This window comes from Caulobacter henricii, assembly GCF_001414055.1.
In the GTDB taxonomy this organism is placed as follows: domain Bacteria; phylum Pseudomonadota; class Alphaproteobacteria; order Caulobacterales; family Caulobacteraceae; genus Caulobacter; species Caulobacter henricii.
In genome coordinates, this window is sequence record NZ_CP013002.1 from 1,016,999 (window position 1) to 1,041,014 (window position 24,016).

Annotated in this window: 18 protein-coding genes; 16 read left to right on the plus strand and 2 right to left on the minus strand. The window is 66.0% G+C overall.

Going from position 1 to position 24,016, the window contains the following annotated elements; translation table 11 throughout:
- Position 1 precedes the first annotated feature (1 nt).
- The 8 genes from ftsA (at position 2) to AQ619_RS04870 (ending at position 8,964) form a co-directional block, all read left to right on the plus strand.
- Positions 2–1,327 carry a cell division protein FtsA gene (ftsA, locus tag AQ619_RS04835; protein WP_062145029.1) on the plus strand — a complete coding sequence of 442 codons (1,326 nt, stop codon included), beginning with the start codon at positions 2–4 and terminating at the stop codon, positions 1,325–1,327.
- A 297-nt stretch (positions 1,328–1,624) separates the two neighbouring features.
- Positions 1,625–3,151: a cell division protein FtsZ gene (gene ftsZ / locus AQ619_RS04840; protein ID WP_062145032.1), complete on the plus strand. Its 1,527-nt coding sequence runs from the start codon at positions 1,625–1,627 to the stop codon at positions 3,149–3,151.
- A gap of 143 nt (positions 3,152–3,294) precedes the next feature.
- Complete coding sequence (locus tag AQ619_RS04845; protein WP_062145034.1) at positions 3,295–3,765, plus strand: Lrp/AsnC family transcriptional regulator; 471 nt, start codon at positions 3,295–3,297, stop codon at positions 3,763–3,765.
- Between the two features lie 143 nt (positions 3,766–3,908).
- Complete coding sequence (hisC, locus tag AQ619_RS04850; protein WP_062145037.1) at positions 3,909–5,030, plus strand: histidinol-phosphate transaminase; 1,122 nt, start codon at positions 3,909–3,911, stop codon at positions 5,028–5,030.
- A gap of 17 nt (positions 5,031–5,047) precedes the next feature.
- Positions 5,048–6,109: a 4-hydroxyphenylpyruvate dioxygenase gene (gene hppD, locus AQ619_RS04855; RefSeq protein ID WP_062145039.1), complete on the plus strand. Its 1,062-nt coding sequence runs from the start codon at positions 5,048–5,050 to the stop codon at positions 6,107–6,109.
- 130 nt (positions 6,110–6,239) lie between these two features.
- Entirely contained in the window at positions 6,240–7,550 is a 1,311-nt protein-coding gene (hmgA, locus tag AQ619_RS04860) for a homogentisate 1,2-dioxygenase (RefSeq protein ID WP_378109298.1), read from the plus strand.
- A gap of 26 nt (positions 7,551–7,576) precedes the next feature.
- Positions 7,577–8,584: a fumarylacetoacetate hydrolase family protein gene (locus AQ619_RS04865; protein WP_062145042.1), complete on the plus strand. Its 1,008-nt coding sequence runs from the start codon at positions 7,577–7,579 to the stop codon at positions 8,582–8,584.
- Complete coding sequence (locus AQ619_RS04870; protein WP_062145045.1) at positions 8,581–8,964, plus strand: Rieske (2Fe-2S) protein; 384 nt, start codon at positions 8,581–8,583, stop codon at positions 8,962–8,964. Before AQ619_RS04865 ends, AQ619_RS04870 begins: the two co-directional genes overlap by 4 nt.
- Positions 8,965–9,025: 61 nt before the next feature.
- On the opposite strand, the gene AQ619_RS04875 is transcribed toward AQ619_RS04870, so the two are convergent.
- Both AQ619_RS04875 and AQ619_RS04880 read right to left on the minus strand, forming a co-directional pair.
- Entirely contained in the window at positions 9,026–10,531 is a 1,506-nt protein-coding gene (locus AQ619_RS04875) for a spinster family MFS transporter (RefSeq protein WP_062145048.1), read from the minus strand.
- A gap of 199 nt (positions 10,532–10,730) precedes the next feature.
- Entirely contained in the window at positions 10,731–12,065 is a 1,335-nt protein-coding gene (locus AQ619_RS04880) for a spinster family MFS transporter (protein WP_062145051.1), read from the minus strand.
- A gap of 99 nt (positions 12,066–12,164) precedes the next feature.
- Between AQ619_RS04880 and AQ619_RS04885 the strand changes: the two genes are divergently transcribed.
- From AQ619_RS04885 to AQ619_RS04920, 8 genes are all read left to right on the plus strand, one after another.
- Positions 12,165–12,794, plus strand: coding sequence for a glutathione S-transferase family protein (locus tag AQ619_RS04885; protein ID WP_062145053.1), 630 nt, complete (start codon positions 12,165–12,167; stop codon positions 12,792–12,794).
- 192 nt (positions 12,795–12,986) lie between these two features.
- Complete coding sequence (locus AQ619_RS19530) at positions 12,987–13,766, plus strand: sulfotransferase family protein (protein ID WP_084745763.1); 780 nt, start codon at positions 12,987–12,989, stop codon at positions 13,764–13,766.
- An 864-nt stretch (positions 13,767–14,630) separates the two neighbouring features.
- Positions 14,631–16,133, plus strand: coding sequence for an NAD(P)/FAD-dependent oxidoreductase (locus AQ619_RS04895; protein WP_062145059.1), 1,503 nt, complete (start codon positions 14,631–14,633; stop codon positions 16,131–16,133).
- A gap of 2 nt (positions 16,134–16,135) precedes the next feature.
- Positions 16,136–16,564 (plus strand): GtrA family protein, encoded by a 429-nt coding sequence (locus AQ619_RS04900; protein WP_062145061.1) that lies wholly within the window; start codon positions 16,136–16,138, stop codon positions 16,562–16,564.
- A complete protein-coding gene (locus AQ619_RS04905) occupies positions 16,561–18,456 on the plus strand; it encodes a hypothetical protein (protein WP_062145063.1) in 1,896 nt (631 codons plus the stop codon). Before AQ619_RS04900 ends, AQ619_RS04905 begins: the two co-directional genes overlap by 4 nt.
- A 243-nt stretch (positions 18,457–18,699) precedes the next feature.
- Positions 18,700–20,049, plus strand: a complete 1,350-nt coding sequence (locus tag AQ619_RS04910) for a sugar MFS transporter (RefSeq protein ID WP_062145065.1) — start codon at positions 18,700–18,702, stop codon at positions 20,047–20,049.
- Between the two features lie 172 nt (positions 20,050–20,221).
- On the plus strand, positions 20,222–21,565 hold the full coding sequence (locus AQ619_RS04915; protein WP_378109302.1) for a dicarboxylate/amino acid:cation symporter: 1,344 nt from the start codon (positions 20,222–20,224) through the stop codon (positions 21,563–21,565).
- A 66-nt stretch (positions 21,566–21,631) separates the two neighbouring features.
- Positions 21,632–23,926 carry a glycoside hydrolase family 3 N-terminal domain-containing protein gene (locus AQ619_RS04920; protein WP_062145070.1) on the plus strand — a complete coding sequence of 765 codons (2,295 nt, stop codon included), beginning with the start codon at positions 21,632–21,634 and terminating at the stop codon, positions 23,924–23,926.
- Positions 23,927–24,016: the final 90 nt, after the last annotated feature.

Below are 24,016 nucleotides of genomic sequence, written 5' to 3' on the forward strand. Positions count from 1 at the left end.
GATGTCGCGACTGGAAGATCGGAAACAGGCCCGCGATGGCCTGAAGGCGACGCTGGTGCGTCAGCCTGCGGTCGCGGCTGTCGATCTGGGGGCCTCCAAGGTCACGTGCTTCATCATGAAGGCCGACGGCATTCATCGTGACAACCGCACCCTGACCACGGCCGGCGTCGGCTATGTGCAGTCGCGCGGCGTGCGCGGCGGGGCGATCGTCAATCTGGACGAAGCGGCCCAGGCCATCGCCCAGGCCGTCGAGCGGGCCGAAACCGTGGCTGGCCTCAATGTTCAGGGCGTCAGCGTCTGCACCGCCGGCGGCCAGCTGGCCAGCAACCGCGTCCATACCCAGGTCTCGCTCGGGGCCCGACCCATCGCTGACGGCGACCTGTCGCGCGCCATCGCCTCGGCCTTGGCCCAGGTCAAGATTCCCGGTCGTAAGCCGATCCACCTTCTGCCCATCGCCTGGTCGGTCGACGGCCAGCGCGGCATTCGCGATCCGCGGGCCATGTTCGGACGCTCGCTGGGCCTGGAACTGCTGGTCGTCTCGATCAACGAAAACGTCTTCCACACCCTGGCCCACTGCGTCGAGCGGGCTCACCTGTCCTTCGAGGGCGTGGTCGCCGCTCCCTTCGCCTCGGCCCTGGCGGCCCTGGAGGAGGACGAGATGGACCTCGGTGCCGTCTGCATCGACATGGGCGGCGGTTCGACCTCGGTGGCGGTGTTCAACAATGGCGCGCTCTGCCATGTCGACAGCCTCGCCGTCGGCGGCGGGCACGTAACTCAGGATATCGCCCGCGGCCTGCAGACCTCGGTCGCCGGGGCCGAGCGCATCAAGACGCTGCACGGCAGCGCCATCGCCTCGGCCAATGAAGACCGCGAGATGATCGAGGCCCCGCCACGCGGTGACGATCCGGGTGCCGGTCCGGTCATCGCGCCGCGCAGCCTGCTGAAGGGCATCATCCAGCCCCGCGTCGAAGAGACCCTGGAACTGCTGCGCGAGCGCCTCCGGGCTTCGGGTGCCCCGGTCGAACCTGGTGCCGGCATTGTCCTGACTGGCGGTGCCAGCCAGCTGGCCGGTGTCCGCGAAGTCGCCGTCCGGGTCTTTGATCGTCCGGTTCGTCTGGGCCGCCCGCGCCGGGTGCCGCACCTGGCCGATGCGGCCTCGGGTCCGGCCTTCTGCGCGGCGGCCGGCGTGCTGCACCGCTCGGCCTTCGGACCGCGCGAAGTGGTCTCGCCCAAGGCCCTGGCTGCGGCCGCCCTGCGCAAGCGTCCGATGGACCCCAATGCCAGTCCGATGGCCAAGGCCGCCGCCTGGCTGCGCGACAATCTGTGACGACCGACTCGCGCCATCAGGCCCGAAAGTCCGGTCAAGCTCTCGGGCCGGCATGAATTAGGAAATCGCGGCGTTCCGTCGCATCAAGTCTCCAGAACCCTTTGCGTGCCAAGAGATTCTGCCGAGCCAGGACAAATTGTGCTCAGGCAGCGCTCGACCTGTCCCCGACTCATATTATGCAGTTAACCGCCGATTAACGATGGTGGTTGTTCTGTTAACCCAATCGTCGAGGCGTTCCCGACGGTTGAATCGCCGGGGTCCTGTTTGACGATTTCGGCGTAAGGTCGCGAGGGTTCCATGGCTATTTCTCTTTCAGCGCCGCGCACCACTGAACTGAAGCCCCGTATCGTCGTGTTCGGCGTCGGTGGCGCGGGCGGCAATGCCGTCAACAACATGATCGAGGCAGGCCTCGAAGGTGTTGAGTTCGTGGTCGCCAATACTGACGCGCAGCAACTGCAGTTCGCCAAGACCGACCGTCGTATTCAGCTCGGCGTTCAGGTGACCCAGGGGCTCGGCGCAGGTGCGCACCCCGAGGTCGGCATGAGCGCCGCCGAGGAAAGCTTTCCCGAGATCGGTGAGCATCTGGACGGTGCCCACATGGTCTTCATCACCGCCGGCATGGGCGGCGGCACCGGCACCGGTGCAGCCCCGATCATCGCCAAGTGTGCGCGCGAACGCGGCATCCTGACCGTCGGCGTCGTCACCAAGCCCTTCCACTTCGAAGGCCGTCACCGCATGCGTCTGGCCGATGCCGGCATCGGTGAGCTGCAGCGCTATGTCGACACCCTGATCGTCATCCCGAACCAGAACCTGTTCCGTGTCGCCAATGAGCGCACGACCTTTGCTGAAGCCTTCGGCATGGCCGACCAGGTCCTGCACTCGGGCGTTCGCTCCATCACCGACCTGATGGTCCTGCCGGGCCTGATCAACCTCGACTTCGCCGACGTCCGCACGGTCATGACCGAGATGGGCAAGGCGATGATGGGCACCGGCGAGGGCACCGGCGAAGACCGCGCCCTGATGGCCGCCCAGAACGCCATCGCCAATCCGCTGCTGGACGAAGTCTCGCTCAAGGGTGCCAAGGCCGTGCTGGTCAACGTGACCGGTGGCATGGACATGACCCTGCTGGAAGTCGACGAGGCCGCCAACGCCATCTCGGACCAGGTCGATCCGGAAGCCAATATCATCTTCGGCGCGGCCTTCGATCCGTCGCTGGAAGGCGTGATCCGCGTGTCGGTGGTCGCCACCGGCATGGATGGGGCCTCCATCGCCCAGATCGAACCCAAGCCGGTCGCTCGCAACACCTCGGCCGCCCCGCTGATCGCCGAGACCTCGCGTCCCGTCCCGCAGCCGGAGCCGGCCCGCCCGACCTCGCGCTACGAGGCCCGTCCTGCCGAACGCCCGACTGCCTATGCACCGGAGCCGGCCTATGAGCCCGAGCCGGAAGTGGTGGATGAAGCGCCCCAGGCCGATCTTTACTTCCAGGAGCCCGTCGTGGCCGAGGCCGCTCCAGAGCCTCGCATCACCACGCCGGCCCCGCGGACTGTGACCCGGATCGTCGATCCGTTGGTCGAGGACGTTGATGATGCGCCGCTCTATACCGAGCAGCACTATGCCGATCGCCAGCCCGCCAAGTCCGGCGGCTGGATGAGCCTCTTCGGTGGCGGTCGCCAGCGCTACGACCAGCAGCCTGCGCCGCCGCAACAACCCCAGGCCCGCACGGCCTCTGGGGGGCGGACGGCAGCCCAACCGCTGGAAGCCCAGCAGCTCGACGAAGGCGAGGATCTCGAAATCCCGTCGTTCCTGCGTCGCCTGGCCAACTGATCCAGCTGGTCAGATCTAGCTTCTGAAGCGCCCGGGGTGAAAGCCCCGGGCGTTTTGCTGTCTCGGGCCTTGATGCTCCCCATTCGGTCGAGGATCTGCTAAGGCTTGGCATATCCTGCCAACTTCTCACCGAAATCGGTCACATGAAGCTTAGTCGCGCTGATCGCAAGATCCTTCAGATCCTTCAGCAGGACGGCAAGATTTCGAATGTCGATCTGGCCGAGCAGGTCGGCCTGTCGCCCAGTCCCTGCCTGCGCCGGGTCAAGCAGCTGGAGGCCAGCGGCCTGATTGCCGGCTATGTGGCTCTCCTGGACCGGCGCAAGGCCAGGCTGGACGTGCTGGCCTATGTGGAAGTCCAGGTTGACCGGCATACGGAAACCGCTGCCGAGGCGTTCCGCGAGGCGGTCCTGCGCGAGCCTGAAGTGGTCGGCTGCTATGTGATGACCGGGGGCTATGACTACCTTCTGAAGGTGGCCGTGCCCAATCTCGACGCCTATGCGGATTTCACCATGAAGCGCCTGCTGAAGATGCCGGCGGTCAAGGATATCCGCTCCAGCTTCGTGCTGGACACCATCAAGGACTCCACGGCCCTGCCACTCGACTATCTCGACTAGGCTGATGCCCGGCGCATCGTGCCAGTCCAGGGCTCGTATCTGGCATTTTATGACCCATAAGGCCGTTTTCGTGGTCATGATCGACAGGTTCTGACTTCGATTTTCCGCTACTCAGACCGCTGTTCATTCGAGGAGCGGTAGTCATGCTGGTTGTCGACCAGAAGCCCCTGGCTTCGGCCGTCCCGTCGCCCGTCCGGGCGGCGCTGGAAACCGTTCAGCCCTACAAGTCCGGCATGACCCTGGCCGAGGCCGGTCGGCGCGCCGGGCGCAGCGACTTTTCCAAGCTGGCCAGCAACGAAAACCTGCTGGGCCCTAGCCCCAAGGTGGCTGAAGCCGTTATGGCGGCCATGGCCCATCCGGAAATCTATCCGGACCCCTATTCCGAGACCCTGCGCAATGCCCTGGCCACCAGCCTGGCCGTCGATCCGGCCCGCATCGTGGTGTCGCCGGGGTCGGAGGGCCTGATCGACTATCTGTTCCGGGCCGTGATCGCGCCGGGCGAAACCATCCTGCTGTCGACCCCGACTTTCCCGGCCTACGAGATCTTCGGCCGCTGCGCCGAGGCGACGATCATCGACGTGCCGCGCCTGGCCAATTTCGATCTCGATGTCGAGGCCTTCAAGGTCGAAGCGGCCAAGGGACCCAAGCTTCTGGTCCTCTGCACGCCCAACAATCCGACCGGCAATGCCCTGACCGGCGTCGATATCGGCGAGATCCTGGCCGTGACGCCGCGCTCGACCGTGGTCTTCGTTGACGAGGCCTATCGCGAGTATCACGAGGCCTTCAATACCTTTGCCCTGCTGGAGGCCTGGGGCGGTCCCTGGGTGTCGGCCCGGACCTTCTCCAAGGCCTATGGCCTGGCCGGCCTGCGCGTCGGCTATGGCGTCGCGTCCTCGGCTGAACTGGTCGGCTATCTCGACCGCCTGCGTCCGCCCTTCAATGTCACCGCCGCCAGCCAGGCCGCGGCCCTGGCGGCCCTGGCCGATGTCGAGCACCTGGAGCGCACGGTCGCCCTGACCATCGCCGAGCGCGGCCGGGTCGAGACGGCGCTCGCGGCCCTGGGTATCGAGCATACCCGGAGCCACGCCAATTTCGTCTTCCTGAAGACGCCCGCGGGTCCCGAAGCAACGAGCGAGCGTTTGTTGCAGGAAGGGCTTATCATCCGTCCCACCCCGGTCGCCGGTGGCTGGGTTCGCATCACCATCGGCCGTCCGGCCGACAATGACCGCCTGATCGCCGCCCTGCCGGCCGCATTGGCGCACTGAGTTTCTGGAGGTTGACCATGGCCATGACCGCTGAAAACCCGCTCGGCCTCGACGGCTTCGCGTTTGTCGAGTTCACCAGCCCCGAACCGGCCGCCATGAAGGCGCTGTTCGAGCAACTGGGCTTCGTTGCCGCCAGCACCCATCCGACCAAGGCTGTGACCCGCTACAAGCAGGGCCGCATCAACCTGCTGGTCAATGACGAGCCGACCGGCCAGGTCGCCGACTTCCGCGCCGCCCATGGCCCTTCGGCCAACGGCATGGCCTTCGGCGTCGCCGACATCGAGGCCGCCTATGCCGAGGCCCTGAAGCGCGGGGCGGTTGCCGCTGACGCTTCGGTCACGGTGCTGGGCGAGGGCGCGCGGGTGCTGGAAGGCATCGGCGGCTCGATGCTGTATCTGGTCGAGGGCGCGGACGCGGTATTCGCCAACTGGACCCCGGTGGCTGGCGCGGCGGAAGCCGAAGCGGCCAACAATGTCGGTCTCGATCTGCTCGACCACCTGACCCACAACGTCAAGCGCGGCCAGATGCGCACCTGGTCGACCTTCTATCGCGATGTCTTCGGCTTCGAGGAGCAGAAGTATTTCGACATCAAGGGTCAGGCGACCGGCCTGTTCAGCCAGGCGATGATCGCGCCCGACAAGGCGATCCGCATCCCGCTGAACGAGAGCCAGGACGACAAGAGCCAGATCGAGGAGTTCATCCGCCAGTACAATGGCGAGGGCATCCAGCACCTGGCCCTGACCACCCCCGACATCTACGACACGGTCGAGAGGCTGCGCGCCCGGGGCGTCAAGCTGCAGGACACCATCGAGACCTATTACGAGCTGGTCGACAAGCGCGTGCCCGGCCACGGCGAGGACCTTGAGCGCCTGCGCAAGAACCGCATCCTGCTGGACGGCAATGTCGGCGAGGAAGGCCTGCTGCTGCAGATCTTCACCGAAAACCTGTTTGGCCCGATCTTCTTCGAGGTCATCCAGCGCAAGGGCAATGAGGGCTTCGGTAACGGCAACTTCCAGGCCCTGTTCGAAAGCATCGAGCTGGACCAGATCCGCCGCGGCGTGATCACGGTCGAGGCCTAGTCAAGCCCGGTGGACGGGAGCCCGCTTCCCGTCCCACAATCCCGCTCTCCCCGGCGAAAGCCGGGGCCCAGGTGAAACCCACGAACCGCTCCGGAGGAATCCGGGTCCCGGCTTTCGCCGGGAAGAGCGGATGTGGGGGAGGAAGCACGTGACTGATATAGACGCGCTCAAATACCAATCCGGCTTCGGCAATCACTTCGCCACCGAGGCGGTGCCCGGTGCCCTGCCGGTCGGCCAGAACTCGCCGCAGAAGGTGCCGTTCGGGCTCTATGCCGAACAGCTGTCGGGGACGGCCTTTACCGCACCCCGGGCCGAGAACCGCCGCAGCTGGCTCTATCGTCTGCGCCCCAGTGCCGGCCATGGCCGTTATGAGCCCTGTGCGCAGCCCGGCCTGTGCGACGTTGCCTTCGACGGGCCCGTGACGCCCAACCGCCTGCGCTGGGACCCGATCGCGATCCCCGAGGCACCGACCGATTTCGTCGATGGCCTGAGGGCCCTGGCCGGCAATGGCGATGTGGCGACCCAGGCCGGGATTGGCGTGCAACTCTATCTCGCCAACCGTTCGATGACGGATCGCGTCTTCCAGAACGCTGATGGCGAACTGCTGATCGTGCCGCAGCAGGGTGTCCTGACCCTGGTCACCGAGATGGGCGTGATGACGGCGGGGCCGGGCCATATCGCCGTGATCCCGCGCGGCGTCCGCTTCCGGGTCGAGGTCGCGGGGCCCTCGCGCGGCTATGTCTGCGAGACCTATGGCGCGGCCTTCAAGCTGCCGGACCTTGGGCCCATCGGGGCCAATGGCCTGGCCAATCCGCGGGACTTCGAAACCCCCGTCGCGGCCTTCGAGGATGTCGAGGCCCCGACCCAGGTGATCCAGAAGTTCCAGGGGCGGCTCTGGACCGCACAATGGGATCACAGCCCGCTGGACGTGGTGGCCTGGCACGGCAATTTCGCGCCGTACCGCTATGATCTGGCCCGTTTCAACACGATCAATACGGTCAGCTACGACCATCCCGATCCGTCGATCTTCACGGTCCTGACCTCGCCCAGCGAGATCCCGGGCACGGCCAATTGCGACTTCGTGATCTTCCCGCCGCGCTGGATGGTGGCCGAACAGACCTTCCGGCCGCCCTGGTTCCACCGCAACGTGATGAGCGAATTCATGGGCCTGGTGCACGGGGCCTATGACGCCAAGGTGGGCGGCTTCTCGCCGGGCGGGGCGTCCCTGCACAACCCGATGAGCGACCACGGGCCCGATCTGGCCAGCTGGCAGGGGGCCGTGGCGGCCGATCTTGCACCGCACAAGATCGAAAACACCCTGGCCTTCATGTTTGAAAGCCGCTGGACGCTGCGTCCGACGCGATTTGCTCTGGAGCATTCGTCGCTTCAGGCGGACTATGACGCCTGCTGGTCGGGCTTCCCCAAGGCCGTCCTGCCTTAAACGATAACGATAACGAGGAAGCGCCCATGAAGCTTGCGTCTCTCAAGGACGGCCGCGACGGCCGTCTGGTGGTGGTCTCCAACGACCTGGCCTGGTTTACCGACGCGGCGACGATCGCCCCGACCCTGCAGGCCGCGATGGATGACTGGGGACGTTGCGAGCCTCTGCTGCGCGGCCTGGCCGAGAGCCTCGAGCACGGCGCGGTGCCCAAGGAGCGCTTCCATGAGCACGACGCCGCCAGCCCCCTGCCGCGCGCCTATCAGTGGCTCGATGGCAGCGCCTATGTGAACCACGTGCAGCTGGTGCGTAAGGCCCGTGGCGCGGCCATGCCGGAGACCTTCTGGACCGATCCCCTGATGTACCAGGGCGCTTCTGACGGCTTCCTTGGCCCGCGCGATGACATTCCCCTGGCCGATGCGGCCTGGGGCTGCGATCTCGAGGGCGAGGTGGCGGTGATCGTCGGTGACGTCCCGCTGGGCGCGACGCGCGAGGAAGCCCTGGCGGCGATCCGCCTGGTCATGCTGTGCAACGATGTCTCCCTGCGCAACCTGATCCCCGACGAACTGGCCAAGGGCTTCGGCTTTGTGCAGTCCAAGCCGGCCAGCGCCTTCTCGCCGGTCGCGGTGACGCCGGCCCTGCTGGGCGACGCCTGGAAGGACGGCAAGCTGCACGGTGCCCTGCTGGTCTCGCTGAACGGCAAGGACTTCGGCAAGGCCGACGCCGGTGTCGACATGACCTTCGACTTCGGGACCCTGGTGGCCCATGCCGCCAAGACCCGGGCCCTGTCGGCGGGGACCATTGTGGGTTCGGGCACGGTCAGCAATCGCGGGGCCGATGAAGGTCCGGGCCTGCCAGTGGCCGAGGGCGGGCTGGGCTATTCGTGCCTCGCCGAGGTGCGCACTGTCGAGACCCTGCTGCATGGCAAGGCCGTGACACCGTTCCTGCTCGGTGGCGACACCGTCAGGATCGAGATGAAGGACGCACGTGGCCACTCGATCTTCGGGGCCATCGAGCAGTCGGTCGAGCGGGTTTGAGCCCAGAGAGTGAACAGGTCGAGCCGGCCGGTCGGGTCTTCAAGACACCGGCCGGCGTCGGTCTTGGTCCGGTCGAGCTGATCGCCGACGGCGGTGCCCGCAACTTTGTCCTGCAGATCGGGGCCAACCGCTTCCACGGCTTCGTGGTGCGGCAGGGCGGAGACGTGTTTGGCTATGTCGACCGCTGCCCGCATGCCGGCCTGCCCCTGGCCCAGCAGCTTGACCAGTATCTGACGCCCGATGGCGGGCTGATTGCCTGCTCCTGGCACGGCGCGGTGTTCAAGGTGGAGACCGGGACCTGCGTCGGTGGCCCCTGCGTGGGGGCGAGCCTGTCACCCTGGCCGGTCGAGGTTCGCGAGGGGCGGATCTTTACGGCCTGAACCAACACCGCTCTCCCGGGCTTTCGCCGGGGAGAGCGGTCGAGAGGTCGCGCTGGACGCCCTAGGCCTGGGCCACGGCCCTTTCCTTCATGTGCTTGACCATGCCGATGGCGGCCAGGGCGTAGTGCAGGCCGGCCCAGGCATAGAAGCACAGCGAGACGATGATGCCCTGCTGGCTGGAATGGGCCAGGGTGGTGCGGCAGAGATCAGCCAGTTCCGTGGGCGAACCCTTGGGGGCGACGCCGCCGGGGCAGCTGGTGGAGAAGCTGGCCGCGCCGTCCGGTCCGAACGAGCCGATCAGCGACGAGATTAGCCCGCCGGCATTCGGCGTGTTGAAATTGTACTGCGCCAGATGGTCGATCAGCCAGCCGGTGAAGACCGGTCCGCCGCCGAGGGCGATCAGGTTCAGGAAGAAGAACAGGATGGCCGTCGCCGTGGCCCGGCGACGCGGATCGACGGAGTTCTGCACCACGCCGAAGGTCGGGGCCAGATAGACATAGTGGAAGATGCCCGGGATCAGCAGGATCAGGGCCGTGGCCTCCCAGCTGGTCTGCAGATAGGCGAGAATATAGATCGGGGTGCAGATCGTCAGGCCTATGGCCGGCGTCAGGGCGTACCACTTGGCGCTCTTCTTGCCGGCCCAGTCGCTGAGGAAGCCGCCCATCAGCGTGCCGACCCCTGCCGAGAAGCCGCCGATCAGGCCGGTGATCAGGCCCACCTGCGCCAAGTCCAGGCCAAAGGCCCGCACGAAGTAGGACGGCACGAAGGCTCCGGAGCCATAGGAGCCGAACGAGGCGATGGTCACGCCCAGCACCATATGCAGCACCGGCCATTTGGCGAACAGCACCTTGGTGACGGCCCACATCTCGCTGAACTCGGAGCGCAGGGAGAAGGCCGGCTTGGGGGGCTCGACCACCAGGTCTTCGGCCTCCAGGGGCTGTTCCTTGGCCTCGGAATGGCCGCGCGGCGGTTCCTTGACCACTAGCTTGACGATCACGGCCAGCAGGATGCCGGGCAGGCCGACGATCACGAAGGCCACGCGCCAGCTGAACTCCTGGGCCAGCCAGCCACCGGCTACCGCGCCGAACATGGTGCCCAGCGGAATGCCGAACGAATAGATCGAGAGGGCCGTGGCCCGCTGCTTGGGGGCATAATAGTCGCTGATCAGCGAGTGGCTGGGCGGCGAGCAGCCGGCCTCGCCGATGCCGACCCCGAAACGATAGGCCGCCAGCTGGGCGAAATTGGCGGCGCTGCCGCACAGGGCGGTAAAGCCCGACCAGATGACCAGCGAGACCGAGATGATCGTCACCCGGTTCCAGCGTTCGGCGAGGCGGGCGATCGGGATGCCCAGGATCGTATAGAGCAGGGCGAAGTACAGCCCGCCGAGCAGGCCCAGCTGGGTGTCGGTCAGCTTCAGGTCGACCTTGATGGCCTGACCGATGGTGGCGATGATCGTCCGGTCGATGAAGTTGAAGGTGTAGGTGGCGAGCAGCAGCCCCAGCACCGTGGCCTTGTAGCCGTTGGAATACAGCGGTTTGGTCCCGCTGGACGCGATCGCGTCTGCCATGCTGGCGCTCTCCCTTCAAACATTTGTTCTAATTATTGAGGGGACTGTAGACTTAACGGAACGCGCAGCGCCAGCAGGGAATTTCGGAGTGAACGGAGCGGCTCATTTGCCCCCTCCGAGCCCATGGCGATCTTCCCCCTTTCGGAGGAAGACGGCCGCGGAGCGACTCGAAGGGGGCAGGTCTTGCGGGTGTCAGCCCCTAGGCCACCATGTCCTCGCGGATGGTCTTGCGGGCCTGCCAGAACAGGGCGAACGAAATCAGCCCCAGCAGGGACGAGATGATCAGGGCCCACTGCACGCCCTTGGCTGCGCCCATGCCGAGCGGCCCGGCGAAGATGTCACTGATCGCACCCACCAGCAGCGGTCCGAAGCCCAGGCCGATCAGGTTGATGATCAGCAGCAGCACCGCAGCCGAGGTCGCGCGCATGGCCGGATCGACGATGCTCTGGGCGGTGGCATAGACCGGTCCGTACCAGAGGGTGCCGAGCAGGGTCGGCAGGGTCAGGATGATAAGGGCGGGCAGGGCGGTCGGCATGCAGACCGCCAGGATATAGAGCGGAATCCCGGCCAGGGAGGCGATGGCCGGCACGATCACATAGGCCCGCAGGTCCTTGGCCCCGAGGCGATCGGCCAGGACACCGCCCAGCCAGGCCCCGATGACCCCGGCCGAGCCGCCCATCAGGCCGAGGGCCAGGCCCAGGAAGCCCGCCGACTTCAGGCCGAAGACACTGGCCAGGCTGGCCAGTTCCGCCGCGTGGTTGCGGAAGAAGTACGAGGCGACGAACGGGGCCTGGCCGTAGCCGATGAAGGCCTTGACCGCCGCCGCCAGGGCCACCAGCCAGAAGGTTTTCTTGGTCGCCAGAACCGCCAGGGCGGCTCCGAAGCTGATCTGCTGGGCGGCACGGGCGGCGATATCGGCGGCCAGCTGGCGGCGCGGCTCGATCAGGGTGAAGGCCGCGACCAGGGCAAACAGCACACCCGGCGCACCGGCGACCATGAAGGCGACCCGCCAGCCATAGGCATCGGCCACCAGTCCGCCCATGGCCATGCCGACCAGGGTCCCCAGGGGTGTGCCGATCGAATAGAAGGCGATGGCGCTGGCCCGCTTTTCCTTGGGCACATAGTCACTGATCAGCGAATGGGCTGCCGGGGTGCAGCCGGCCTCGCCGACGCCCACCCCGATGCGGGCCAGGATCAGATGCCAGAAGTTCTGGGCGAAGCCGCAAAGCACGGTGAAGCCGCTCCAGACGGCCACCGAGGTCGCAATGATCATCGGCCGGTTCTTGCGCTCGGCGATGCGGGCGATCGGAATGCCCAGCACGGTATAGAAGACGGCGAAGGCCAGGCCGGTCATCATGCCCAGCTGCCAGTCCGCCAGGCCCAGCTCCTGCTTGATCGGCTCGGCCAGAATATTGACCACCTGCCGATCGAGGAAGTTCAAGGTGTAGATGATCAACAGCACCCAGAGGGCGTAGCGGCGATAGCCGGTCGAGACGGGGTTGATAACCGGCGACGGTGTGGCCGTGTCTGCCATGGGCGTCTGCTCCCTCGAACATTTGTTCTAATCGTTGTGGCGACTTTAGACGCAGGTTAAGCGACCTGACTACCCGCCATTTTCCGCAGGACTACGCTCATGGAACTCGTCATCGGCACCAAGAAATGGTCGACCTGGTCGCTGCGTCCGTGGCTGGTGCTCAAGCGTCTGGGCGTGCCGTTCACCGAGACCCTGGTCGCGCTGCGTCAGGCCGAGATCACGGCGGCGGCCCTGGCCCAGAGCTCGCCCAGCGCCCTGGCCCCGGCGCTGAAGGACGGCGACCTGGTGATCTGGGACTCGCTGGCGATCTGCGAATATCTGGCCGAAATGTATCCCGACGCCGGGCTGTGGCCGGCCGATGCGGCACTGCGGGCCCTGGGACGGGCGGCGACCGCAGAGATGCATTCGGGCTTCACGGCCCTGCGCAGCGAATGCCCGATGGCCCTGGACGAGACGCCGCGCACGGTTGAGCTCTCAGAGGCCACCCGGAAGAACGTGCGCCGCATCACCGCCCTGTGGAACGACCTGCTGGCCCGCTCGGGCGGTCCGTTCCTGCTGGGCGACTGGTCGATCGCCGACGCCTTCTACACCCCCGTGGCGACGCGGTTCCGGACCTATGGCATCGCGCTGTCGGCATATGGCGATGCCGGGGCCGCTCAGGCCTATTGTGATCGGTTGCTGCAGACGCCGGAGTATCTGGCCTGGGAGCGGGGCGCGCTGGCGGAGTAGTATAGGCACTGCGCTGTTGCTCCTGAAATCTTGTGCTTTCAGGGTTTGTGAAATAGCTGATACGGAAATTATTTGGTGGTTATTGCCACTAGATCAGGTGGCAAAAATAATTGTCTAGCGGCTCTGTGGCTGCCAATTATTGCCGAGATAGTGGCTTGTAGCTCTTGTCTAGAGTTTTTGAGTTAGAGCGTTATGGTTGTGAGTGATTTTCCGGATCGAATAGTTTTTGTGGGTGGTGCTCCTCGATCAGGGACAAGCGTGGCGCACGCTCTGCTTTGCACCGCTCCGGACGTCGGTCACTACCATCCTGAGGTCAGCTTTTTCCGTGGGTACATGACCGCCTACAGAAACGGCAAGGCGTCTTGGGCGGGTCACACCCGCGCCTATTTTAAGGATCTCGCTGAATTTCAGGACATGTCCCGCACGATTACGGACATCGCTTTAAGGCATGTTTGGCGCGTCGTTGGGGGCAAGCGCACACTCTGCGTCAAGGACCCCCATCTCACACCCTTCTTTCCGGATCTGCATGAATTGTATCCGACCAAAGCTCGGTTCGTGACGATCTGCCGGAACCCGTTGTCCGTGGTCCGATCCCGTCAGGCGGTACACGAAAAATCCGGTGCTAGCCGCCCCTACTCGCAGGACGACGTGGCCGCAGTTTGCCGGGAATACCTGGGCTATTACGCAGCGGTGCTACGGCATGATTTCCAGGGCCAGCACCAGCTGGTTCGGTATGAGGACCTCGACGCCCCACACATTCACGCCTCACTGGCGACCTTGATGGGCGTCCCTGGGTTCGACCTAACGCGGCTCTGGTCCTCAGCGGCCCCTCGTCCGGTTCCTGATATCTGGGGTACGGAGAAACACTTGGGCCCGCTCAACCTGAATCCCAGGCTCCCGCCCCTCCGGGCCGACTGGGAAGCGACCGCCAGATCAATCTGCGCGCCGATCATGGCCAGGCTCGGTTACTGAATACGGCGATATCGGGGCCGCTCAGGCCTATTGTGATCGGTTGCTTCAGACGCCGGAGTATCTGGCTTGGGAGCGGGACGCGCTGGCGGAGTAGGGGCGCGCTGCCTCCGGCCGATGCCGCAGGCCCCCTCCTGACCTGCTCCGCAGGTCGTCCTCCCCCCTGCGGGGGGAAGATGGGTCCGCAGCAGCCAGTAGGGGGCAAGTACGGGGATTGGGCTCGATCTGTACTCGGCGTTTCCCGTACAAACTCAAGTCCAATCAACCCCTTGCAATAAGTCGGAGCGCGCCAATCCTCCGCGCTCAATTCACCCGCATAATCAGTCTCACCTGACAGCACGGGAAGGGCGTCCGGCCGGCGACCAGAGACGGCTGTCAGGGGGGATCGCGCGGGGCCACCGGTCGGACGAATGTCCGTGCCGGCGCGCTTAATGCGAGGGCGGGGGACGTAAACCCGCCTATCGGGGGCAAGCCAAGGCCTCCGCCCGTCCGAAGGTTCGCTCCGGGTCCCTCCGGAATCGGCGTGGCTGCAGCCAGAGGCTCAAGTCCGTCGCGAGGAGGACAAGGCCCGGGTGGGGTGAAGGGTTGAACCAGACCCGCGCGCCCCGGCCAGAGGGATAACGGTCACGCGGAGCGTTCGTCTTCGTCGAAACGGTACTTATTCAAACTCACATCCGGGCGAGGCCCGGACGCTCCGCAGCCCTTCCCACACCTTCAGCGGTCATCCGCGTGAAGCGGCGAAGCCGTGTCCGGGACTCGCCGCGACTGAAGGGCTCCGATTCACAATTAACCGCGATTCACCATGTCTGGCGCCCCAGCCTTAACCAAGCGCCGCCATTCTGGCTTTGAAACGGGATGGGAAGAGTCATGGCGCAGCACGTCGAAACCCTGGTGATCGGAGCGGGCCCCGCAGGCCTCACCACCGCTTACACCCTGGCCAAGGCCGGACGGGGCGTGACCGTGCTCGAGATGGACCCGGTCTATGTCGGCGGCATCAGCCGTACGGTCGACTACAAGGGCTTCAAGTTCGACATCGGCGGCCACCGGTTCTTCTCGAAGTCCAAGGAGGTGGTCGACCTCTGGAACGAGATCCTGCCCGACGACTTCATCGACCGGCCACGCCTGTCGCGCATCTATTATCGCGAGAAGTTCTACGCCTATCCGCTGAAGGCCTTCGAGGCCCTGGCCAATCTGGGCATCTGGACGGCGACCCAGTGCATGGCCTCGTTCGGCTGGGCCAAGGCGCGTCCGATCAAGGATCCGACCACCTTCCACCAGTGGGTACGTAACCAGTTCGGCGAGAAGCTGTTCTCGATCTTCTTCAAGACCTACACCGAGAAGGTGTGGGGCATGAGCTGCGACGAGATCTCGGCAGACTGGGCCAGCCAGCGCATCAAGGGCCTGGATCTGGCCGCCGCCATCATCGACGGCGTCAAGCGCTCGCTGGGCGTCCGCGCCAAGGTTACGGCCGAGGGCGCGCCCAAGACCCTGATCGAAAGCTTCCGCTATCCCCGCAAAGGCCCCGGCATGATGTGGGAGGCCTGCGCCGACAAGATCCTGGCCCTGGGCGGCCAGCTGCGCATGGGCCGCAAGGTCGAGGGTCTGCACTATGACAAGGTCACCCGTCTCTGGACCGTTGACGTCACCCGCGCCGACGGCACGAAGGAGACCTATACTGCCGATGACGTGGTCTCCTCGGCCCCGCTGCGCGAGCTGATGCAGGCCGTGTCGCCCACGCCGATCAGCCTGTTCCATGCCGGTGAGCTGATGTACCGCGACTTCATCACCGTGGTCCTGATCGGCAAGCCGCAAAAGGAACTGCCCGACAACTGGATCTATATCCACGACCCGTCGGTGAAGGTCGGCCGGGTCCAGAACTTCCGCTCCTGGTCGCCGGAAATGATCCCCGACGGTGTCTCGACCTGCCTGGGCCTGGAATATTTCTGCTTCGAGGGCGACGGCCTGTGGATCAGCAAGGACGAAGACCTGGTCGCCCAGGCCAAGCGCGAGATCGCCAAGATCGGCCTGATGAACCCCGATGAGGTCTATGACGCCTGCGTGGTGCGCCAGCACAAGGCCTACCCGGTCTATGACGACAGCTATGCCGAACACATCAGGATGATCCGCCTTGATCTGAAGATGCACTTCCCGGGCCTGCATCTGGTCGGCCGCAACGGCATGCACAAGTACAACAACCAGGACCACGCCATGATGACCGGCCTGCTGACGGCCGAGAACATCATTGCCGGCGAGACGATCCACGACGTCTGGGACGTCAACGAAGACGCCGAGTATGGCGAGGCCGGTGTCTCGGGGGCTCGCGAGGCCCTGTCCAGCGTCCGCGCGGTGCCGCAAAAGGTTGCCGCCTGAGCATGAGCCTGGTCCGCGAGCTCTGGCTTCGGCTGCCGGTCGGCCTGCGGGAACTGGGCCTTTACGGCCTGGCCAGCGCCGCGGCCCTGGCGGTGGACTGGGGCCTGCTGCTGGTTCTGCACGGGGCGGGCCTGAACTATCTGGCGGCTGCAGCCATCGGCTTTTCCGTCGGCATCGGGGTCACCTATGGGCTCAGCGTGTCGGTCGTTTTCCGCCATCGTCCGATTGCTGATCGCCGACGCGAGTTTGCCGGCTTCCTGGGCGTCGGCCTGGCGGGCCTGATCCTGACCCAGCTGCTGATGGCCCTCTGGGTCGAGCAGCTGCATCTCGCCCCGGGCCTGGCCAAGATCCCGACGGCGGGGCTGGTCTTCGTGTTCAACTTCATCGTCCGGCGGGCGCTGCTGTTCCGCGCCCCACGCTCCGCGGCGTGAGCGGGCAGGGCGTCACCCGGTTCGGCCGCTGGGCGTTCCTGGCGGTCGCGGCGTCCCTGTTGGCCCTCAGCCGGGTGCATCTGGGCCTGCGCCATGATGCCAGGCTCTATTTCGGCGACGCCCTGGCGCGGCTGGACCCACAGGGTGTCGGCCGCGATGTGATTTTCGCCCATGACGGTCAATTCGGCTTCAGCCTATACACCCCGGTCCTGGCCTGGCTGGTCAAGGGCCTGGGCCTGAATGCCGCCGTGGCCCTGGTCAGCGGGCTGGGTCTCGTCGTCTGGCTGGCAGCCCTGCTGCTGCTGGTCTCCCGGCTGCTGGCCGACCTGCCGGTGGCCTGGCGACGGGCCGCAACGATCCTCGTCATCGTCGTCGCCCCCTATTACGGGGCGCATGAGGTCTTCGCCTATGGCGAGGCCTTTGCCACCCCGCGCATCCTGGTCGAGGCCATGGCCCTTGCGGCCCTGGCCGCCTGGCTCTCCGACCGGCGCTGGCTGGCGGGGGGGCTGCTGGTTGCGGCCCTGGCCCTGCATCCGATCATGGCCCTGTGCGGCCTGGCGGTGCTGTTCGTCGCCCTGTGCCTTGAAGACCGCCGCTGGCTGCTGGCCGGTGTGGCGGGGGGAGGGCTGCTGGTGATCGCCGCGAGCCTTCATCTGCCCGTGGTCGACCGCCTGCTGCGGGTTATGGATCCGGCCTGGCGGGCGATCAGCGAGGCCCGCAGCCCTACCGTATTCGTCTCTCTTTGGCCCGCCGAGGCCTGGGGCCGGATCGCGGTCCAGGCCGTGACTCTCGGCCTTGCCGCAAGTCTGAGCCGGGGCCCTGTCCGCCGACTGATGACCGCTGTCCTTATTGCCGGTCTGCTGGGGGTCGGCTTCGGCTGGCTGGCCGACCGTCTGTCCCTGATCCTGCCGATCCAGATCCAGGCCTGGCGGACCCAGGCCCTGATGGCGATCCTGGCCGCGGCCGGGCTTGTGGTCTGTCTCCGGGCCCTGGCGGGGCGGGGGCCGACCGGGCTGATCGCGGTTTGCGCACTCGGCCTGGGCTGGACCCTGATCGGCTGGGGTGCGATCGCCCTGATCGGTGCGGCGATCGCCCTGGCGGCGGTCCTGATCGGCGAGCGCGCCACCTGGAGCGCGCCGGGCCTGGTTCGGCGCGGTGTGTTCGGCCTGACGGTCCTGCTTATGGCGGCCTGGGCCGTCCTGAGGTTCAGCGCCCTGCAAAAGGGGCTACTGGCCCTGCCGGACGGCCAGGGGCTGGGGCCCGGCCTGATCTGGAACAGCGGCCTGCCGGGCTGGATTGCCGCCGTCACCGCCCTGGCCCTGGCGGCGCGTCCGGACCGGCTGAAGCCGCGGGGTGCCCTTTTAGGGGCCGTGGTTCTGTCTGCCCTGGCCCTGCTACTCTGGGACAACCGCTCGGGCTTCGCGGTCGAACGGGAGTCCGGAGCGGATCCTGAGCTGCAGGCCCTGCTGTCGGACCGGGCGGGAGAGGTCCTGTGGCTGGTGGGGGATGTCGAGCCCTGGACCCTGGCGGGCCGGGCCAGCTGGGCCAGCAAGTTTCAGGGTGCCGGCGTGGTGCTGTCTCGGCCCCTCGCCCTGGTCCTGAACGACCGAATCGACCGGCTGATTTCGCTCGGCCTGGTCGGCCCGGACTGGAAGAGCCCCTTCGGTGCCGCGCCCACGACCCCGAAGGTCCCGACACTGCCGCAGATCAGGGAGCTCTGCGCGGCCAGAGATGCACCGGCCTTTGTCGTGGCGGCGCTGCCGTCCGGCGCGCAGCTTGATCCAGCCCTCGGGGCTAGGCTCTGGAACGCCCGCGAGCCTTATGAACTGGAGCTCGCCGGCCAATGGTTCAGCACCCGGACCTATGGCATCATCCGATGCGGCGGGGGGTGAGGCGTCGCTTCCTGCGGTCAAGGCAGGACCCAGCGCCGGGCATTTCTTGCGACTGTTAGCGCTCTCAAATGGATGCTGCGGCGCACTCTCTATTGACAACGTTGTCACGTCTGGACGGAATGCCGCGTCCCGCGAAGACGGACAGGGGAGTGAAACATGACAGGCTTGGGTTGCGGCGCGCCGATGCGCGCCACGGTGAATGGATCGGCGAAGTGCCGGTCGTCGCGGAACGAGGTCTGATCGATGGCTAGCTCCGCAACCGCCCAGAAGGGCAAGGGCGTCGCCCTGGCCGTCGTCTATGTCACCTGCCTGTTCTTCATCTGGGCCCTGGTCACCAACCTGCTGGATCCCCTGCTGAAGACCATGAAGACGGTCTTCACCCTGAGCCCGGTCCAGGCCAACCTGACGGGCTTTGCCTTCTTCATCGCCTACGGCCTGATGTCGCTGCCCTCGGCGGCGTTCCTCTCGAAATTCGGCTATGCCAGATCGGTGATGGTCGGCCTTGGCGGTATCGTCGCCGGCTGCTTCATCGCCATCGCGGCGGCCAAGCTTCACACCTACAGTCTGGTGCTGACCGCCCTGTTCGTGATGGCCTCGGGCATCACCCTGCTGCAGGTGGCCGCCAATCCGCTGATCGCCTCGCTGGGCAAGCCCGAGGACTCCTCGTTCCGGCTGAACCTGTCCCAGGCCTTCAACTCGCTGGGCGCGGCCTGCGGCCTGTGGTTCGGTGCCAACTTCCTGCTCAAGGGCGAGATCTTCGAGAAGGACATCGTCGTCACCCAGGCCATGCGCGAGCAGGCCCTGGGCTTTGTCTCGAACGTCTATCTGGCTATCGGCGTGGGCCTGGCCCTGTTCATCCTGGCCATCTTCCTGGTGCGCCAGCGGATCACCGACGCCGCCCCCAAGACCGGCAAGCTGGTCAGCCCCTTTGCCGCCCTGACGTCCAAATGGGCCAATCTGGGTGCCTTGGGCATCTTCGTCTATGTCGGCGCCGAAGTGGCGATCTCGCTGAACCTGCTGCTGTTCCTCGAGCAGACCAACATCCTCAACATCTCGGCCGAGCAGGCCGGCAAGCTGACGACCTTCTACATGGTGTTCGCCATGATCGGCCGTTTCGGTGGCTCGGCCCTGCTCAAGGTCGTGAAGGACTATGTGCTGCTGACCGGCGTGGCCCTCGGGGCGATCGCCCTCTGCCTGGTCGTGATCGTCACCAAGGACATGGTCCCCAGCGCCCATACCGGTGTGCTGAACCTGTTCCTGGCCCAGGCTCCGCTGACCAGCGGCCTGATCCCGGCTGGCGCGGCCCTGCTGATCGGCCTGTTCAACTCGATCATGTTCCCGACCATCTTCACCCTGACCCTGCAACGGTCCTCGGCGCCGACCTCGGCGACCTCGGGCCTGCTGTGCATGGCCATCGTGGGCGGCGCGGTCCTGCCGCTGGTGTTCGCCTCGATCGAGCAGGCGACCGGTTCCAAGGCCCTGGGCTTCATCGCGCCGCTGGTCTGCTACGTCTATGTCCTGTGGTTCGCACTGGCCGCCAAAAAGGCCCCCGTGCATGAAATCACCGAGGACGTCGTCGGTGGCGGTCACTAACCGCTGAAGCCTGATCGTTACAGACGCCCGTCGATGCCCTGAAAAGGGGCACCGGCGGGCGTGCTGCGTTTGGAGCCAACCTTCCAGCTTTCCTGAGGTCGATCTCGGAAAACCGGGCTGGTAAATCCGCCCCATCCGCACGAGATAGGGCGCGCGTTGTTTTTCAGGATCGATCATGGCTGCCGCGACTTCCAAATCCCGCTTCATCAGCGGCTTCGGCTTCCAGGTGCTGGTGGCCATGGTCATTGGCCTGGGCCTGGGACTGCTGGCTCGCGAACTGGGTCCGGCGAAAGGTGAGACGGGCTTTGCCCTTGCCGAGACCCTCCGTCAGATCGGGTCGATCTTCGTCCAGCTGCTGCGGGTTCTGGTTCCGCCCCTGGTCTTCACCGCCATTGTCGCCAGCATTGCCAATCTGGCCGAGCTTCAGAATGCCGCCCGTCTGGTCTGGCGGACCCTGTTCTGGTTTGCCGTCACCGCCCTGATCGCCGTGCTGATCGGGATTGCCCTGGGCCTGATCCTGCAGCCGGGCCTGCATACGACGGTCGCAGCCACCGAGGCCCATGTCCCCAAGACCCATGGCTCCTGGCTGGACTTCCTGACCGGTCTGGTGCCCGCCAACATCCTTGGCCTGACGGCCTCAACTACCATCAGTGACGCGGGGGTGGCCAAGACCGCCCTGTCGTTCAACGTGCTGCAGATCCTGGTGATCTCGCTGGTCACCGGCGTCGCGGCGCTGAAGGCCGGCGAAGCGGGCAAGGGCTTCCTGGCCTTCAACGCCTCGGCCCTGGTCGTGGTCCGCAAGGTCCTGTCCTGGGTGATCCGCCTGACGCCGATCGGCACCATCGGCCTGCTGGGCAATGCCGTCGCGCAGTATGGCTGGACCACCCTGGGCCAGCTGGGCGCCTTCACCGGGGCGATCTATGTCGGCCTGGCCCTGGTCCTGTTCGTCGTCTATCCGACCCTGCTGGCCGCCAACGGTCTCAATCCCTTGAAGTTCTTCTCCGGTGCCTGGCCTGCGATCCAGCTGGGCTTCGTCTCTCGGTCCTCGGTCGGCACCCTGCCGGTGACCGAGGCTGTGACCGAAGGCCGTCTGGGCGTCCCGCGCGCCTATTCGGCCTTCGCTGTGCCCCTGGGGGCCACCACCAAGATGGACGGCTGCGCGGCCATTTATCCGGCCATTTCGGCGATCTTTGTGGCCCAGTTCTTCGGCCTGCATCTGGACCTGACCGACTATTTCCTGATCGTCTTCGTCTCGGTGATCGGTTCGGCCGCTACGGCGGGGCTGACGGGGGCGACCGTGATGCTGACCCTGACCCTGTCGACCCTGGGCCTGCCGCTGGAAGGCGCGGGTCTGCTTCTGGCCATCGATCCGATCCTCGACATGGGCCGGACGGCGGTCAATGTCGCCGGCCAGGCCCTGATCCCGACCCTCGTGACCAAGCGGGAAGGGATCCTGGATCTGGAGATCTACAATGCCGCCCGCTCACCGGACGATGCCGTGCAGGCCGCCGAATAGGCGAGCCCGGTTGCGCCCCTCGACGTTAGCGGCGAGTTTGCCTTTCCAGGTGCGTTGAGGGAATCGATGGTGTCGAAGGCGAGTGAAGGCGGCCGATCCGGGCCGAGCCGTCGGACCATGCTGGCCGGTGCGGCGGCCCTTGCTGGCTATGCCGTCTCGGCTCCTGCCCATGCCGCCAGCAAGGCCTCTGATCGGATCGAGGCGCTTCTCGCCCGGATGACCATCGAGGAAAAGGCGGGGCAGCTGTCGTGCTTCGCCGACATGATCCGCCCGCCGATCGGCGACATCAATCCCCTGGTCAATCTTCGCAACGCCCAGACCCTGCTGGCCGAGACCCGGGCCGGCCGCATCGGCGTCCTGATGAACGGCATGGGCACCCAGGGAGCCCTGGACGCGCAGAAGGCGGCGGTCGAGGGCTCGCGTCTGAAGATCCCGCTGCTGTTCGCGGCCGATGTCATCCATGGATTCCGCACGGTCTTCCCGATCCCCCTGGCCGAGTCCGGCAGCTTTGATCCACATCTCTGCGAGCGCACGGCCCGGGCTGCGGCGTCCGAAGCCACGGCTTCGGGTCTGCACTGGACCTTTGCGCCGATGGTCGATGTGGCGCGCGATCAGCGCTGGGGCAGGGTGGCGGAAGGGGCCGGCGAGGATGTCTATCTGGGTGAGGTCCTTGGGGCTGCACGGGTTCGGGGCTTCCAGGGCAAGGACCTGAAGGCCGAAGACAGCATGCTGGCCACGCCCAAGCACTTTGCCGCCTATGGGGCGGTGACGGCAGGGCTGGAATACAACGCCGTCGAACTGTCCGAGGCCACCTTGCGCGAGGTGCATCTGCCGCCCTTCCAGGCCGCCTTTGACGCGGGTGCCCTGAGCACCATGTCGGCCTTCAACGACATCAACGGTGTGCCCTCGACCGCCAACAAGCGCCTGCTGACCGATGTCTTGCGCGGCGAATGGGGCTTCAAGGGCGTGGTGATCTCCGACTACACCGCCGACCAGGAACTGGTGGCTCATGGCTTTGCCGCTGATGATCGTGACGCCGCACGCCAGGCGATCCTGGCCGGTGTCGACATCAGCATGCAGAGTGGCCTCTATCTGCGCTACCTGCCGGAACTGACTGCTTCTGGCGCAGTGCCCATGGCCGTGGTTGACGCCTCGGTACGGCGGGTGCTGGCCCTGAAAGAAGCCCTGGGCCTGTTCGACAATCCGTACCGCTCGATCAATGACAAGGTCGAGGCGATGCGCACGGCGACGCCGGCCCTGCGCCAGCTGAGCCGCGAGGCCGGCGGTCGCTCGATCGTTCTGCTGCGGAATGAGGGCGGACTCCTGCCCCTGCCGCGTTCTGGCAAGCGCTTGGCCCTGATTGGTCCGTTTGCGGAAGACCGTGACAATGTCGTCGGACCCTGGGCCTTTTTTGGCGACAAGTCCCTGAATGTCGACCTGGCCACCGGCCTGCGCGCCGCCATGGCCAGTCCGACCGATCTGATCGTCGAACGCGGCTGCGAGGTTGAAACCACGATCGCGGGCGGCTTCGAACGGGCCGTGGCGGCGGCTCAGGCGGCTGACATCGTGCTGCTGGCGGTCGGCGAGAGCCAGGACATGAGCGGTGAGGCCAAGTCCCGCACCGATATCCGCATCCCGCCCGTTCAGCAGCGTCTGGCCGAAGCCATAGCAGCGACCGGCAAGCCCGTCGTTGTCCTGCTGCGCCATGGCCGTGCCATCGCCCTGGAGGGCGTGGTGCGCGACGCCAAGGCCATCCTGGCGACCTGGTTCCTGGGAAGTGAGATGGGCAACGCCGTCGCGGACGTGGTGTTTGGAGCGGTCAATCCATCGGCTCGACTGCCTGTCAGCTTTCCGCTCGAGAGCGGACAGCAGCCCTTTTATTACAACAGTCGAACAACGGGCCGCCCGGCCCCGGCCGACCCCAATGGCCAGGAATACAAGGCCCGCTGGCGGTCGATCCGTAACGATGCGCTCTTTCCGTTCGGCTTTGGCCTTGGCTACACCAGCTTTGCGCTCAGCGATCTCAAGCTCAGCGAGGCCCGTCTGCGCTGGAACAATACCCTGCATGTCACGGCCAAGGTCGCCAATACGGGACCGGTGCATGGCGAGCATGTCGTCCAGCTCTATGTCCGGGATCGGGTCGCCAGCCGGACGCGGCCGGTCCGTGAACTGAAAGGCTTTCAGCGGGTCTCGCTGGCCCCGGGAGCCAGCCGCGAGATCCGGTTCGACCTTCGACGCGACAATCTGATGTTCCTGGGTGACCAGGACCGCTGGGTGGTCGAGCCCGGCGTCTTCGACCTGTGGGTGGCCAATTCGTCGATCGATGGTCTGACCGGCAGTTTCGAATTGCTGGATAGCTAGGCGCTGCTTGCCTGATCAACCCTTCTGGCTTCGACGCCAAGAGGATCGAGGCAAAGTCTCGCCAGCGTCGAATTCTTAACAAGGGGACGA